At 71.2% G+C, this 13,976-nt stretch carries 11 protein-coding genes; 2 read left to right on the top strand and 9 right to left on the bottom strand.

The window, feature by feature from the left end; translation table 11 throughout:
- Positions 1-92: 92 nt before the first annotated feature.
- The 5 genes from HW130_RS32515 to HW130_RS32535 form a co-directional block, all read right to left on the bottom strand.
- Positions 93-1,061 carry an ABC transporter substrate-binding protein gene (locus HW130_RS32515; protein ID WP_177153370.1) on the bottom strand — a complete coding sequence of 323 codons (969 nt, stop codon included), beginning with the start codon at positions 1,059-1,061 and terminating at the stop codon, positions 93-95.
- A 62-nt stretch (positions 1,062-1,123) separates the two neighbouring features.
- A complete protein-coding gene (locus tag HW130_RS32520) occupies positions 1,124-3,109 on the bottom strand; it encodes a proline/glycine betaine ABC transporter permease (RefSeq protein WP_177153371.1) in 1,986 nt (661 codons plus the stop codon).
- A 52-nt stretch (positions 3,110-3,161) separates the two neighbouring features.
- Positions 3,162-4,322: a glycine betaine/L-proline ABC transporter ATP-binding protein gene (locus HW130_RS32525; protein WP_177153380.1), complete on the bottom strand. Its 1,161-nt coding sequence runs from the start codon at positions 4,320-4,322 to the stop codon at positions 3,162-3,164.
- Between the two features lie 68 nt (positions 4,323-4,390).
- The gene (locus HW130_RS32530; RefSeq protein ID WP_177153372.1) at positions 4,391-5,938 is read right to left on the bottom strand and encodes a GMC family oxidoreductase; all 1,548 of its coding nucleotides are present in this window, start codon (positions 5,936-5,938) and stop codon (positions 4,391-4,393) included.
- Between the two features lie 16 nt (positions 5,939-5,954).
- Positions 5,955-7,442 (bottom strand): aldehyde dehydrogenase family protein, encoded by a 1,488-nt coding sequence (locus HW130_RS32535; protein WP_177153373.1) that lies wholly within the window; start codon positions 7,440-7,442, stop codon positions 5,955-5,957.
- A gap of 207 nt (positions 7,443-7,649) precedes the next feature.
- On the opposite strand from HW130_RS32535, the gene HW130_RS32540 reads away from it, so the two are divergent.
- Positions 7,650-8,351, top strand: coding sequence for a DUF6882 domain-containing protein (locus HW130_RS32540; RefSeq protein WP_177153374.1), 702 nt, complete (start codon positions 7,650-7,652; stop codon positions 8,349-8,351).
- Positions 8,352-8,447: 96 nt separating this feature from the next.
- Here the strand turns inward: HW130_RS32540 and HW130_RS32545 are convergent, their stop codons facing one another.
- The 3 genes from HW130_RS32545 to HW130_RS32555 all read right to left on the bottom strand — a co-directional run bounded on the left by HW130_RS32545 (position 8,448) and on the right by HW130_RS32555 (position 11,435).
- Positions 8,448-9,437: a malate dehydrogenase gene (locus HW130_RS32545; RefSeq protein ID WP_177153375.1), complete on the bottom strand. Its 990-nt coding sequence runs from the start codon at positions 9,435-9,437 to the stop codon at positions 8,448-8,450.
- A gap of 441 nt (positions 9,438-9,878) precedes the next feature.
- Positions 9,879-10,556 (bottom strand): DUF3017 domain-containing protein, encoded by a 678-nt coding sequence (locus HW130_RS32550; protein WP_177153376.1) that lies wholly within the window; start codon positions 10,554-10,556, stop codon positions 9,879-9,881.
- A 9-nt stretch (positions 10,557-10,565) separates the two neighbouring features.
- Complete coding sequence (locus tag HW130_RS32555; RefSeq protein ID WP_177153377.1) at positions 10,566-11,435, bottom strand: bifunctional methylenetetrahydrofolate dehydrogenase/methenyltetrahydrofolate cyclohydrolase; 870 nt, start codon at positions 11,433-11,435, stop codon at positions 10,566-10,568.
- Between the two features lie 248 nt (positions 11,436-11,683).
- On the opposite strand from HW130_RS32555, the gene HW130_RS32560 reads away from it, so the two are divergent.
- Entirely contained in the window at positions 11,684-12,226 is a 543-nt protein-coding gene (locus HW130_RS32560) for a hypothetical protein (RefSeq protein WP_177153378.1), read from the top strand.
- Positions 12,227-12,383: 157 nt separating this feature from the next.
- On the opposite strand, the gene purH is transcribed toward HW130_RS32560, so the two are convergent.
- A complete protein-coding gene (purH, locus tag HW130_RS32565; RefSeq protein ID WP_177153379.1) occupies positions 12,384-13,949 on the bottom strand; it encodes a bifunctional phosphoribosylaminoimidazolecarboxamide formyltransferase/IMP cyclohydrolase in 1,566 nt (521 codons plus the stop codon).
- Positions 13,950-13,976: the final 27 nt, after the last annotated feature.

The raw sequence follows: 13,976 nt of genomic DNA on the forward strand, positions 1-13,976 counted from the left end.
AAACCCGCTCGGCTGCCGAGCCCCGGCCCGCTCGCCTCACGAGCCCGCGCCGCGGGCGCCGGGCGGGCCGGGGGCCCGGCCCGCCCCCGGTGTCACTTCTTCGGCAGCCAGGCCTTCCACGTCGACTCGTTCGCCTTGACCCACTTCTCGGCCGCGGCCTCGGGGGACATCTTCTCCCCGGCGATCATCTGCGCGACCTCGTTCTGCTGCTCGGTCGTCCACGTGAAGTTCTTCAGGAACTCGGCGGCGTCCCCGCCGTTCTTCGCGAAGTCCGCGTTGAGGAACTTCTGCAGCGGGGTGTTGGGGTAGGCGCAGGCGACCTTCTTCGGGTCGGCGTCGCAGCCCTCCTTGTACGCGGGGAGCTTGACCTCGACCAGGTCGACCTCGGCGTTCAGCCACTGCGGCGTCCACCAGTACGTGAGGAAGGGCTTCTTGTCCTTCACGTACTTCTTGATGGCCGTGATCTGCGCCGCCTCGGAACCCGCGTAGTTCGTCTTCAGGTTCAGGTCGAGGTTCTTGATGATCGCGTCGTCGTTGGTGACGTAGTCCGGCGAACCCTCCAGGATCTCGCCCTTGCCGCCGCTCTCGGCGGTCGCGAGCTCCTTGGCGTACTTGTCGAGGTTCTTCCAGTCCGTCACGTCGGGGTGCGCGTCGGCGAAGTACTTGGGCACGAACCAGCCGATGTGGCCGGTGACACCGAGGTCGCCGCCCTTGACGACGGTCTTCTTGTCCTCGACGTACCGCTTCTCCTCCTTGGGGTGCCCCCAGTCCTCCATGATCGCGTCGACGTCGCCCTTCGAGAGCGCGTCCCAGGCGAGGACCTCGCCCATCTGCTGGGACTTGACCGTGTAGCCGAGCTCCTTCTCCAGGATGTACTCGGCGACGGCCGTGTTGGCCTGCGCGCCGACCCAGGAGGGGACGGTCAGCTTCACGGTCTTGTCGCCGTCGGCCGCGTCCTGGCTCTTGCCGGTCTCGGCGGCACTGCACGCGCTGAGCGAGAGGACGCCGAGGGCGCCGACGACGGCGGTTGCGGTACGGAGGGTTCTGGTGCGGTTTCGCATGATGGGGCTCCTGCTGTTGGTGACGGGGACGTCAGTGGTGGTCAGGGGGCGTTCCGGACGGATCAGGGACGCTTGCGGGCCGTGGGCTGCGTGACCCGGTCGAGTACGAGACCGAGGCAGACGATCGCCACACCGGCGGTCATGCCGAGGCCCATCTCGCCGCGGGACAGGCCCTTGACGACGTCGTAGCCGAGCGCTCCGCCGCCGACGAGTGCGCCGACGACGACCACGGCCAGGACCAGCACGACGCCCTGGTTGACGGCGAGCTGGAGAGCCGGCCGGGCGAGCGGCAGCTGGACCTGGAAGAGCTGCTGCCGGGTCGAGGCGCCGAGTGAGCGCGCCGCCTCCATCGCGGCGGGGTCGACCTCGCGAAGGCCCTGCACGGTGATGCGCACGACCGCGGGCAGCGCGTAGACGACGGCCGCGATGATGGCCGACGCCCTGGTGACGCCGAAGAGCGCCACGACCGGGATGAGGTAGACGAACTGCGGCATCGTCTGCATGGCGTCGAGGACGGGCCTCAGCCAGCGCTCCAGCCGCCCGGCACGGGCGCACACGACGCCCGCGAGGACGCCGAGGACCAGCGTGACGACCAGTGCGGCCAGCACCTGGGAGAGCGTGTCGAGGGACTTCGTCCACACGCCGAGCACACCGATCGCCGACATCGCGAGCGTGGCCGTCAGAGCCGTCGCCCAGGTGCCGACGAGCCATGCCAGGCCGGCGACGATCAGCAGGACCGCCCACCAGGGCAGCCAGACCAGGCCGTCCCGCAGCGGGTTGAGGACCCACAGGGTGAACTGCTCCGACCACGTCTCGGTGCCGCCGAGCACCGGGACGCCGGAGGAGACGTGGGCGGTGATCCAGCCCTGTGCCTTGTTCACCGGGGTGGAGATGTCGAACGTCCAGGCCTCGGGCCAGGCGGTGCCGACGAGGAACCGCGCCGACACCGCCGCGACGACACCCGCCGCGACCAGGGCCCAGCCCGAGCGGCCGTGCAGCGGTCCGTCGCCCGGCGTGCTGTGACCGATGCGGTCGCCGGCCGCCGCGGTGGTGCGGTCGAGCCAGATCGCGATCAGCACGATCGGGATACCGGCGGCCAGCGCCTTGCCGACGTCGACGGTGGAGAGCGCCGAGTAGACCTCTTCGCCGAGGCCGCCGGCGCCGACGAGCGCGGCGATGACGACCATCGACAGCGCCATCATGATCGTCTGGTTGAGGCCGAGGAGCATCTGCTGACGGGCGAGCGGCAGCCGGGCCGTCCGCAGGCGCTGCCACGGGCTCGCGCCGAGCGAGGCGGCCGCCTCGAGCACCGAGGGGTCCGCGCCGCGCAGTCCGAGCGCCGTCAGGCGGGCCATGGGCGGGGCGGCGTAGATGACGGTGCAGAACAGCGCGGCCGGCGTGCCGGTGCCGAAGACCAGCACGAAGGGCAGCAGGTACGCGAAGGCAGGCAGCACCTGCATGGTGTCGAGCACCGGCCGCAGCGCACGGTTGATCCGGTCGGACAGACCGGCCGCCAGGCCGATCAGCACACCGAGCAGCGCGGCGACCGCCACGGCGACGACCATCAGCGCGATGGTGAGAAGCGTGGCGTTCCACATGCCCAGCAGTCCGCACAGGGCGAACGCGCCGAAGGCGGTCGCGGCGACCTTGACACCGCTGCGTCCGAGCCCGGCGGCGCGCCAGGCGAGGAGGACGCCGGCGGCGAGCACCCCGACCCAGCCGATCGAACTCAGCAGGTCGTACACGCCGCCGACCGCGTCGGTGGCCGTGTTGGACAGGTGCAGCAGGAAGTACAGGAACAGCGGGTGGGTGTCGCGGTTGTCGACGACCCACCTGTTGGCGTCGTCGAGCGGCCCGGAGATGTCGATGTGCAGGGCGGCCGGCCAGCTGCCGCCGCCCCACAGGGCGAACCCGGCGGGCACCAGCACGACCGCGAGGGCGGCGAGGGCCAGCAGCTTGGCCTTCACGGGGTGGCGCAGGATGTCGCGGAGCGGCTGCCCGGTGATGTCCTTCTTCTCCGCGACGGGCGCGGACACGGCGGCGGTCATCGAGACCACCGTCCCTCAGTACTTCGGCGAGATGTCGTGTGCTCTCGGCGTATCACGCGGCGACCTCCTTGGGGCCGGTGGTGCCCGCCACGACCGCCAGCAGGTCCGCGTGGCCGACGACGCCCAGGCACCGGCCGCCCTCGACGACGCGGGCCGTTTGCCCGGTACGGGCCACGGCCTCGATCGCCTCGAAGACGGTCGCGCCGGGGGTCAGCGCAGGCCCTCCCTCGGCCTCGTCCCCCTCAGCGGGCCGCATGGCGGTGCGCACCGTCATGACCTGCTCGCGCGGCACGTCGCGGACGAAGTCCCGTACGTAGTCGTCGGCGGGGGCGCCCACGATCTCCTCCGGGGTGCCGAGCTGCACGATCCGGCCGTCCCGCATCAGCGCGATGCGGTCGCCGAGCTTCAGCGCCTCGCTCAGGTCGTGCGTGATGAAGACCATCGTGCGGCCCTCCTCATGGTGCAGCCGTACGACCTCCTCCTGCATGTCGCGGCGGATCAGCGGGTCCAGTGCGCTGAACGGCTCGTCGAACAGCAGCACCTCCGGGTCCACGGCGAGCGCGCGCGCCAGACCGACACGCTGCTGCTGGCCGCCGGACAGCTGACCGGGCCTGCGGTGTTCCAGGCCCTCCAGGCCGACCTTCGCCACGACTTCGGCGGCACGCGAGCGGCGCGCGGCCCTTCCCATGCCCTGGATCTCCAGACCGTAGGCGACGTTGTCGAGCACCGATCGGTGCGGCAGCAGACCGAAGTGCTGGAAGACCATGGAGGCACGGTGGCGGCGCAGTTCGCGCAGCCGTGCCCTGTCCATGGAGAGCACGTCCTCGCCGTCGATGGCGATCGTCCCGGAAGTCGGCTCGATCAGCCGGGTCAGACAGCGCACGAGCGTGGACTTGCCGGAGCCGGACAGGCCCATGACGACGAAGACCTCACCCTTGCGCACGTCGAAGGAGACGTCCCGTACGGCTGCGGTGCAGCCGGTGCGTTCGCGCAGCTCGGCGGGGGGCAGGGCGGCCAGCGCGGGGTCGGCCGGGACCTTTGCGGCCTTCGGTCCGAAGACCTTCCACAGGTCGCGTACGGAGAAGACGGCCGGCGCTTCGGCGGGCGCGGCCGCCCCGCCGGAGGAATCGGGCCTCTGGGCGGGCACCTTGACGGTCGACGCCTGGGTGTCCGGCGCCTTGGTCTCGGAGGCCTTGCTCTTCGACGCCGTCATCTCGGACGCCTTCGGCTCCGACGCCTTCGAATCTGCCTTCATGGGATCTGCCTTCGTGGGATCTGACTTCATCGGTTCCCGCCCCTCTTGCCGGCTTCCGCAACCAGCAGGTCCGCGCATTTCTCCCCGACCATCAGCACTGTGATCATCGGGTTGACGGCCGTCATCGTCGGGAAGACGGAAGCGTCGGCGATCCGGATGCCGTTGAGGCCGCGGATCTTCAAATCGGGTGCCACAACAGCGAGTTCGTCGCCCTCCGAGCCCATCCGACAGGTACCCGCCGGGTGGTAGACGGTGTGCGCGACCTTGCGCGCGTATTCGCTGATGTCCTCGTCGGAGGTGACCTCCGGGCCCGGGCAGACCTCACGCTTCAGCCACCCGGCAAGCGGCTCCTGCTTCGCGATCTCGCGCGCGATCCTGATCCCGTCGACCAGCGTGCGGCCGTCGTAGTCGTCCTCGTCGGTGAAGTACCGGAAGTCGAGGGCGGGCTTGACCTCGGGGTCCGCGCTGGTCAGGTACAGCCGGCCGCGGCTCCTCGGCTTGGGGATGTTCGGGGTCATCGACACGCCGTGCGCGGGCCGTTCGTAGCCGAGGCGCTCGGGGTTGTCGGTGAAGGGGATCTGGTAGAAGTGGAACATCAGGTCGGGCCCGTCCGAGGCGGGGTCCCGGCGGACGAAGAGACCGGCGTCGCTGTCCATCGCCGAGTTCTCGGGGATCGGCCCGTGGGTCTCCCACACGATGACGGACTCGGGGTGGTCGAGCAGGTTCTCGCCGACGCCCGGAAGGTCGTGGACGACGGGGATGCCGAGCTTCTCCAGGTCGGCGCGCGGCCCGATGCCGGAGTGCATGAGCAGCCTCGGGGTGTCCACGGCGCCCGCGCACACGAGGACTTCGCGCCGGGCCCGTACGACCTGCTCCTCGCCGTCCTTGGTGCGCACGTGCACGCCGGTGGCCCGGGCTCCCTCGAGCTCCAGGCGGAACGCCCAGGTCTCCAGGGCGATGTGCAGGTTCGGCCGGTCGAGGAAGGGGTGCAGGTAGGCGACCGAGGCCGAGGAGCGCTTGTTGTTCTCCGGGTGGTACGCGAGGTCGAAGAATCCGACGCCCTCGTGGAACGGCTTGCTGTTGAAGCCCTCGATGCGCGGCACCTCGAGCGCGGTCTGCGCGGCGTCGACGAAGTCGCGGGCGATGGCGTTCCGGTCGGCCTCGTCGACGGGGACGATGTTGTTGCGCAGCTTGGCGAAGTACGGGTCCATCGACGCGGCGTCCCAGCCCTCGGCGCCTGCCTCGGCCCACTCGTCCCAGTCGGACGGCAGCGGCTTGAAGGCGATGAGGGTGTTGTGGGAGGAGCAGCCGCCGAGCACGCGGGCGCGGCTGTGGCGGATGTGCGAGTTGCCGCGGGGCTGCTCGGTGGTCGGGTAGTCGTAGTCCAGCTCGCCCCCGAGGAGTCCCATCCAGCGACGCAGGGTGAGCACGTCGTCGCGGCCGACGTCGCTGGGGCCGCCCTCGATGACGGCGACGGTGACGTCGGGGTCCTCGGTGAGCCGGGAGGCGATCACGGATCCGGCGGTGCCGCCGCCGACGACGACGTAGTCGTACACGGTGTGGTGCTCGGTCATGTGCTGTTCTCTCCGCTCAGCCCGCGAACCAGCGCACGGGGCGCGGGGCGAGGTTCTGGTAGATGTGCTTGGACTCGCGGTACTCGGCGAGACCCGTCGGCCCCAGCTCACGACCGGTGCCCGACTTCCCGAAGCCGCCCCACTCCGCCTGCGGGAGGTAGGGGTGGAAGTCGTTGATCCACACGGTGCCGTGGCGCATCCGTCCGGCGACGCGGCGGGCGCGGCCGGCGTCGGCGGTCCAGACGCCGCCCGCGAGGCCGTACTCGGTGTCGTTGGCGAGGGCGACGGCCTCGTCCTCCGTACGGAACGTCTCGACGGTGAGGACCGGCCCGAAGACCTCCTCACGGACGACCCGCATCCGGCGGTTGCACCGGTCGAGGACCGTGGGGCGGTAGAAGTAGCCGGGGCCGTCCGGACGCTGGCCGCCCGCCCGGAGCACCGCGCCCTCCTGCAGCGCGGACGCGACGAAGTCCTCGGTCCTCGCGAGCTGCTGCGCGGAGACGAGCGGGCCGCACTCGACGCCCTTGTCGGTGCCGCGTCCGAGCCGGATCTTCTCGGCGCGGCGGGCGAGTTCGGCGACGAAGCGCTCGCGCAGGGACTCCTCGACGATGAGGCGCGACCCGGCGGAGCAGACCTGGCCGCTGTGGATGAAGGCGGCGTTGAGCGCCTGGTCGACGGCGGTGTCGAAGCCTTCCTCGGTCGCGCAGGCGTCGGCGAAGACGACGTTGGGGTTCTTGCCGCCGAGTTCGAGGGCCACCTTCTTGACGGTGTCGGCGGCGGCGTGGGCGACCTTGGTGCCGCTGACGAGCCCGCCGGTGAAGGACACGAGGTCCACGTCGGGGTGCTCGGCGAGGCGTGCGCCGACGGTGTCGCCGGGGCCGGTGACGAGGTTCGCGGCGCCGGGGGGCAGCCCGGCCTCCATCAGCAGCTCCATCAGCGCGACGGTGGTCAGCGGGGTGATCTCGCTGGGCTTGATCACGAAGGTGTTGCCGGCCGCGAGCGCCGGGGCGATCTTCCAGCTGGCCTGGAGCAGGGGGTAGTTCCAGGGCGTGATCAGCGCGCAGACGCCGACGGGTTCGTGGACGACCACGCTGTGGATCTCGTCGGACCCTGCGTCGACGACGCGGCCGCCGCTCTCGTTCATGACGAGGTCGGCGAAGTAGACGAAGGCGTCGCGCACGCAGTCGACGTCGGTGCGCCCCTCTTCGAGGGTCTTGCCGGCGTCCTGGCTCTCCAGGCCGGCGATCCGCTCCCGGTCACGCTCCAGCAGGGCGGCGACGCGGCGCAGCAGGGCGGCCCGCTCGGCGACCGGCGTACGCGGCCAGGTCCCGTCGTCGAAGGCGGCCCGCGCGGCGGCCACGGCGTCGTCGGTGTCGGCGACGCCGCCCTCCGAGACGACGGCGAACACGCTCGTGTCGACGGGGTCGATGATCTCGCGCGTGGCGCCGGAGAGCGCCGAGCGCCATTCCCCGCCCACGTGGATGGTCTGTTGTGCTGCCGACACGTCGTGTTTGACCTTTCGTTCCCGTTTCGTCCTGCACCGGTCACACCCCGGCGATCTGGCCGCCTGCCCGGGGATCCCAAATCCATGCGGAACGGTTAACGGAAAGTGTCCTGCTTCACACCATGCATGCGACGTGCGTCACTCGCCCCCGAGCACGATCAAGGAGGCGGCGTACGCGTGGAGGGCGGCTCCTTTAGGGTCAGGTGCATGACCAGGATCTTCAGCGAGCCGTTCCTCCGGCTCACCGAGCAGCACGCGGCCTGGGGCGCCGAACAGCTCGAGGCGTTCAACGATTTCCTGCCCATGGGCGAGTGGAGCGCCGACCTCGGGCAGTGCCTGTACCGGCAGTCCGGCCGGGAGCTGCGGATCTCGCTGCTGGGCACGTTCGACACCGACGAGCAGTCGTGGCTGTGGGCCTGGGCCAACCCCGGCTTCCAGGGCTCGCCCGTGGTGCACGCCGCCGAGACGCTCCGCGCGTACGGCCGGACCCACGGTCTGCCCGAGTTCACAAGTGAGCTGCTCCACCTCGCCGGGCACGAGGACCCGCACCGCGCCGCGGAGACCCTGGCGTTCACCGCGATGGGGGTCCTCGGCGCGTCCGGCTACATCGGCGTGCAGGCCAACCCGTCCGCGCGCGCCTACCTGGTCCCCGACGACCCCCGGGTCCCCGTCGCCGAGCCGAACGCGATCACGCTCCCCCGCGTCCTGCTCACCGGCGCGGGACTGGTCGGCGGCTCCGCGCGGCGGGTCGTCGAGGGCTACTTCGCCCACCACGATCTCCCCGTACGCCGGGCCGCCGACCGCGTGAGCGCGGGCCTCCCCGACGGCGGCACGGTGGACGTCCTCTTCGACGACCTCGACCGCATCGCCTCCGTGCACATCAACTCGGGGTCACCGGCGGCCGTCTGAACGCACCCCGGCCTCCCGGCCCTGCGGCAGCACGGAAAACAGCACGCCCCCGGCGGGCCGGAGCCGCCGGGGGCGTGAACCGCTGTGTGCGGTACGTCAGATGAGGCCGAGCTCGCGGACCGCCGCGCGCTCCTCCTCCAGCTCCTGCACGGACGCGTCGATGCGCGCACGCGAGAAGTCGTTGATCTCCAGGCCCTGGACGATCTCGTACTTGCCGTCCTTGCAGGTGACCGGGAAGGAGGAGATCAGACCCTCCGGGACGCCGTAGGAGCCGTCCGACGGGATGCCCATGGAGGTCCAGTCGCCCTCGGCGGTGCCGTTCACCCAGGTGTGGACGTGGTCGATGGCGGCGTTCGCGGCCGACGCGGCCGAGGACGCGCCCCGGGCCTCGATGATCGCGGCGCCGCGCTTGGCGACGGTCGGGATGAAGGTGTCGGCCAGCCACACCTCGTCGTTCACGGTCTCGGCGGCGTTCTTGCCCGCGATCTCCGCGTGGAAGATGTCCGGGTACTGGGTCGCCGAGTGGTTGCCCCAGATGGTGAGGCGCTTGATCTCGGAGACGGCGGCGCCGGTCTTGGCGGCCAGCTGGGAGATCGCGCGGTTGTGGTCGAGGCGGGTCATCGCGGTGAAGCGCTCGGCCGGTACGTCCGGGGCGGCGGCCTGCGCGATGAGCGCGTTGGTGTTGGCCGGGTTGCCGACGACGAGGACCTTGATGTCGTCCGCGGCGTTGTCGTTGATGGCCTTGCCCTGCGGCTTGAAGATGCCGCCGTTGGCGGACAGCAGGTCACCGCGCTCCATGCCCTTGGTGCGGGGGCGGGCGCCGACCAGGAGGGCGACGTTGGCGCCGTCGAAGGCCACGTTCGGGTCGTCGGTGATGTCGATGCCCTTGAGCAGCGGGAAGGCGCAGTCGTCGAGCTCCATGGCGGTGCCCTCGGCGGCCTTCAGGCCCTGCGGGATCTCGAGCAGGCGCAGCTTGACCGGCACATCCGCGCCGAGCAGGTGGCCGGAGGCGATGCGGAAGAGCAGCGCGTAGCCGATCTGGCCGGCCGCGCCGGTCACGGTGACGTTGACGGGAGTGCGGGTCATGGCGATCTCCGTATGACAGCTGGCGGTGGGCAACACTGCCCCTCGTGCGGGACGTCTCGTCCACGCCCCGACCTGAATCTTGACGTGAAGAGACTTCCAGCGGTCAGGCTATCCGACCCGGGCACCGGGCAATCCACACCCCCTTGTGGCGCGGCTCACCCGTCCGGACGACGCGCGAGCGCCGCTTCGCCCGCCGTACGGCCGCTCGCGCCGCGATGCGCGTCGCGTCCTGACCGGGCGCACGGCGGCCCGGCCGCTGTTGACCAGCCCGTTCCCGTCCGTGGCGGAACGATCACACGATGGCGGAATGGTCACCTCCGTGCCACAGGCCCCAGCCGTCCCTTGAACGCCCTTGGCGCGTGCATGACTCTTGAAACACGGCGGCGCCCGTCCTCCCTCGGGGGAGAGGACGGGCGCCGTTCGCCGTTTCGGGGCGGTGCGCTAGCGCACCGTGAAGTGCACGGCGTCCTCGAGGATCGGGATGTCCAGCCAGGGCTTGGGCTGCGTCACGAGCGCGAGCAGCACGATCGCCACGCCGAGCACGCCGTACGTGATCATGTCCGTGAAGCGCGAGCGCACGGCGAGCATGCCGACCGAGGGCAGGCAGCGCCGCAGTACGGCTCCGGTGATGAGCGCGACCCCGATGAGGATCGCGCCGATCCGGAAGGCTTCGGCGAAGGCGTCGGTGCCGACGACGAGGATGCCGGCCGCGGTCATCCCGAGGACGGTGAGCAGGGGCCACTGCCGCGCGGGAGCGGGGGCGTCCTTGGGCGCGGCGCGCCCGCCGCCCTCGGGCCGCGCGGTGTCCCGCGTGACGGCGGGAGGCCGCCGCGAGGGCTTCTTCTCCCCGGCCCCGCCGGGACCGGCCTCCTGGCGCGCGTCGTCGGCGGCCCCGTCGCCTGCGGGGCCACCCGGCTCTCCGGCCGCGGACCGGGGCCCGCCCGGCGCGGCAGCGCCCGCGTCAGCGTCACGGCCGCCCTGCCGCTCGACGGGCGCGTCGTGGCCCGCGGACCCGTCCGCGAGAGCATCGGCGGGCCCGGCGACGGGCGCGGCACCGTCACGGCCGGCCGGTGTCGCGGCGCCGGCGTCCTCGGGGACGTCGTTCGTGCGTACGCCCATGGCGCCGGCTCAGCCCTCGGTCGTGGCCGACGCCGCGCGCTCGGCCGCCTCGACCACGTTGACCAGCAGCTGCGCGCGGGTCATCGGGCCCACACCGCCCGGGTTCGGGGCGACCCAGCCGGCCACCTCGGCGACACCGGGGTGCACGTCGCCGACGATCTTGCCGTTCTCGTCGCGGCTGACGCCGACGTCCAGCACGGCCGCGCCCGGCTTGACGTCCTCGGGCTTGATCAGGTGCGGGACACCGGCAGCGGCGACGATGATGTCCGCCTGCTTCAGGTGCGCCGACAGGTCACGGGTGCCCGTGTGGCACTGCGTCACCGTGGCGTTCTCCGACTTGCGGGTCAGCACCAGCGGCATCGGCCGGCCGATGGTGATGCCGCGGCCGACGACCACCACGTTCGCGCCCTTGATCCCGACGCCGTGGTGGCGCAGCAACTGCACGATGCCGTACGGCGTGCAGGGCAGCGGGCCCTCGATGCCGAGCACGAGCCGGCCGAGGCTCATCGGGTGCAGACCGTCGGCGTCCTTGGCCGGATCCATGAGCTCCAGGACACGGTTTGCGTCGATGCCCTTGGGAAGCGGGAGTTGCACGATGTAGCCGGTGCACTCGGGGTTCTCGTTGAGCTCCCGTACGACCGCCTCGATCTCCTCCTGCGTCGCGGTCTCGGGCAGTTCGCGCTGGATGGAGGCGATGCCGACCTGCGCGCAGTCGCGGTGCTTGCCGTTGACGTACCAGCGGCTTCCCGGGTCGTCCCCGACGAGCAGGGTCCCGAGGCCCGGGGTGACACCCCGCTCCTTGAGGGCCGCCACGCGGGCGGTCAGATCGGACTTGATCGCGGCTGCGGTGGCCTTGCCGTCGAGAATCTGGGCAGTCATGCCCCCATCCTCCCGGATGGACCCGTCCCGGTTCCAATCCGGTCCGCCGCCGTCTCGCTCTTCGGGCGAACAGCAGGTTGCACTTGCACAACACATACGGATACCGGCTGGACAAGAAGGCGACGGAAATACGACGATGATCCGCGCAGTGCCGCGGGCAGTGCCGGGGGGCCAAAACAGTAAATACCATGCAGTTCCTCCGCTCGGACCGCGTCGTCCCTGGATCACCCAACGGAGGAACCCCACCCATGAGCTTCGGCGACCCGAACAACCCGTACGGCCAGCAGCAGGGCCAGCAGCCCGGCTATGGCTACCCGCAGGCCCCGCCGGTCCAGCCGTACGCGGGCGGCGGCTACCCGGCCGGTCCGACGGAGATGCCCGGCGGCGTCAAGGCGGCCCGCGTGATGCTCTTCGTCATCGCCGGCTTCCAGGTGATCGGTGCGATCTTCGCCGCGATGGGCGCCGTCGGCCTCAACGAGGCCAAGAACGACCCGGCGCTCAAGGACGACATCCAGTTCCAGCAGATCGCCGACATGTCGGTCGGCGCCGTCTGGACCATCGCGTTCCTGATCCTGGCCTGGGGTGTGCTCGCCATCCTCCTCGGCGTCAAGTTCGGCAGCGGCGGCAACGGCATCCGCATCACCGCCATGGTCTTCGGCATCATCACGGCCGTCCTCGGCATCTACCCGTTCGTCCTGGTCGGCCTGGTGCACACCGTGCTCGCCATCCTCATCACCGTCTTCGTCGGCAAGTCCGACGGCGGTGCCTGGTTCAACCGCCAGCGCGCCTGACACCGCGCAGCACCTCACGTGCGAAGGCCGTGAACCCCGCTCCGGCGAGGGTTGACGGCCTTCGGCTGTTCTCCGGGCCCTTTCGCGCCTCTCCGAACGGCGCAGGGGCCCGCTGGTTGCTCACCAGCGGGCCCCTGCGCCGTCTGTCGGCGGAACCTCAGTGGAAGAAGTGGCGCGTGCCCGTGAAGTACATCGTCACGCCCGCCTTCTTCGCCGCCTCCACGACCAGCTCGTCGCGGACCGAACCGCCGGGCTGGACCACGGCCTTGACGCCCGCGGCCGTCAGGATCTCCAGGCCGTCGGGGAACGGGAAGAACGCGTCGGACGCCGCGTACGAGCCCCGGGCGCGCTCCTCGCCCGCGCGCTCGACCGCGAGCTTCGCCGAGTCGACGCGGTTGACCTGGCCCATGCCGACGCCGACGGAGGCGCCGTCCTTGGCGAGCAGGATCGCGTTCGACTTGACCGCGCGGCAGGCACGCCAGGCGAAGGCCAGCTCGGCGAGCTCGTCGGCGGACAGCGCCTCGCCCGTGGCGAGCGTCCAGTTCGCCGGATCGTCGCCGTCGGCCTGGAGGCGGTCGGTGACCTGGAGCAGCGCGCCTCCGTCGATCGGCTTGAGCTCGACCGGGTTCGCCGGGGCGCCCTCGGCCCGCAGCACGCGGATGTTCTTCTTCTTGGCCAGGACCTCGACCGCGCCGTCCTCGTAGCCGGGCGCGACGATGACCTCGGTGAAGATCTCCGCGACCTGCTCGGCCATCGCGACCGACACCGGGCGGTTGACGGCGATCACGCCGCCGAACGCGGACAGCGGGTCACAGGCGTGCGCCTTGCGGTGCGCCTCGGCGACATCCGCGCCGATCGCGATGCCGCACGGGTTGGCGTGCTTGATGATCGCGACACAGGGCTCGGAGTGGTCGTACGCGGCCCGGCGCGCGGCGTCGGTGTCCGTGTAGTTGTTGTACGACATCTCCTTGCCGTGCAGCTGCTCGGCCTCGGCGAGACCGCCCGTGCCCGAGGTGTAGAGCGCGGCGGGCTGATGCGGGTTCTCGCCGTAGCGCAGCACGTTCTCGCGCTCCCAGGTGGCGCCCAGGAAGTCGGGGAAGTCGCTCTCGTCGGCGGGGGCGTAGGAGGACGCGAACCAGGAGGCGACCGCGACGTCGTACGCGGCGGTGTGCTGGAACGCCTCGGCCGCGAGCCGCTTGCGGGCCGTGAGGTCGAAGCCGCCCTCGCGGACGGCCGCGAGCACGTCCGCGTAACGGGCGGGGCTGGTGACGACGGCCACGGACGGGTGGTTCTTGGCGGCGGCGCGGACCATGGACGGGCCGCCGATGTCGATCTGCTCGACGCACTCGTCGGGGCTCGCGCCGGAGGCGACGGTCTCCTTGAACGGGTACAGGTTCACGACGACCAGCTCGAACGGCTCCACGCCCAGCTCGGCGAGCTGCTCGCGGTGCGCGTCCAGACGAAGGTCCGCGAGGATGCCGGCGTGCACCCGCGGGTGCAGTGTCTTGACCCGGCCGTCGAGGCATTCGGGGAAGCCGGTCAGCTCCTCGACCTTGGTCACGGGTACCCCGGCCGCGGCGATCTTCGAGGCGGTCGAGCCGGTGGACACGAGCTCGACGCCTGCCTCGTGCAGCCCGCGGGCAAGCTCCTCAAGACCCGTCTTGTCGTAGACACTGATCAATGCGCGACGGATGGGCTTGTTACCCGACTTATTCACCGACATGAACCTTTCGTCCCTCAATGCTGTAGC

Origin of the sequence: Streptomyces sp. PKU-EA00015, assembly GCF_013387495.1 — a bacterium.
Classification (GTDB): domain Bacteria; phylum Actinomycetota; class Actinomycetes; order Streptomycetales; family Streptomycetaceae; genus Streptomyces.

Excerpts from the sequence above, each read along its gene's own strand:
- HW130_RS32515 (WP_177153370.1), bottom strand. The coding sequence starts at position 1,061 with ATGCGAAACCGCACCAGAACCCTCCGTACCGCAACCGCCGTCGTCGGC.
- HW130_RS32520 (WP_177153371.1), bottom strand. The coding sequence starts at position 3,109 with ATGACCGCCGCCGTGTCCGCGCCCGTCGCGGAGAAGAAGGACATCACC.
- HW130_RS32525 (WP_177153380.1), bottom strand. The coding sequence starts at position 4,322 with ATGACGGCGTCGAAGAGCAAGGCCTCCGAGACCAAGGCGCCGGACACC.
- HW130_RS32530 (WP_177153372.1), bottom strand. The coding sequence starts at position 5,938 with ATGACCGAGCACCACACCGTGTACGACTACGTCGTCGTCGGCGGCGGC.
- HW130_RS32540 (WP_177153374.1), top strand. The coding sequence starts at position 7,650 with ATGACCAGGATCTTCAGCGAGCCGTTCCTCCGGCTCACCGAGCAGCAC.
- HW130_RS32545 (WP_177153375.1), bottom strand. The coding sequence starts at position 9,437 with ATGACCCGCACTCCCGTCAACGTCACCGTGACCGGCGCGGCCGGCCAG.
- HW130_RS32550 (WP_177153376.1), bottom strand. The coding sequence starts at position 10,556 with ATGGGCGTACGCACGAACGACGTCCCCGAGGACGCCGGCGCCGCGACA.
- HW130_RS32555 (WP_177153377.1), bottom strand. The coding sequence starts at position 11,435 with ATGACTGCCCAGATTCTCGACGGCAAGGCCACCGCAGCCGCGATCAAG.
- HW130_RS32560 (WP_177153378.1), top strand. The coding sequence starts at position 11,684 with ATGAGCTTCGGCGACCCGAACAACCCGTACGGCCAGCAGCAGGGCCAG.
- purH (WP_177153379.1), bottom strand. The coding sequence starts at position 13,949 with ATGTCGGTGAATAAGTCGGGTAACAAGCCCATCCGTCGCGCATTGATC.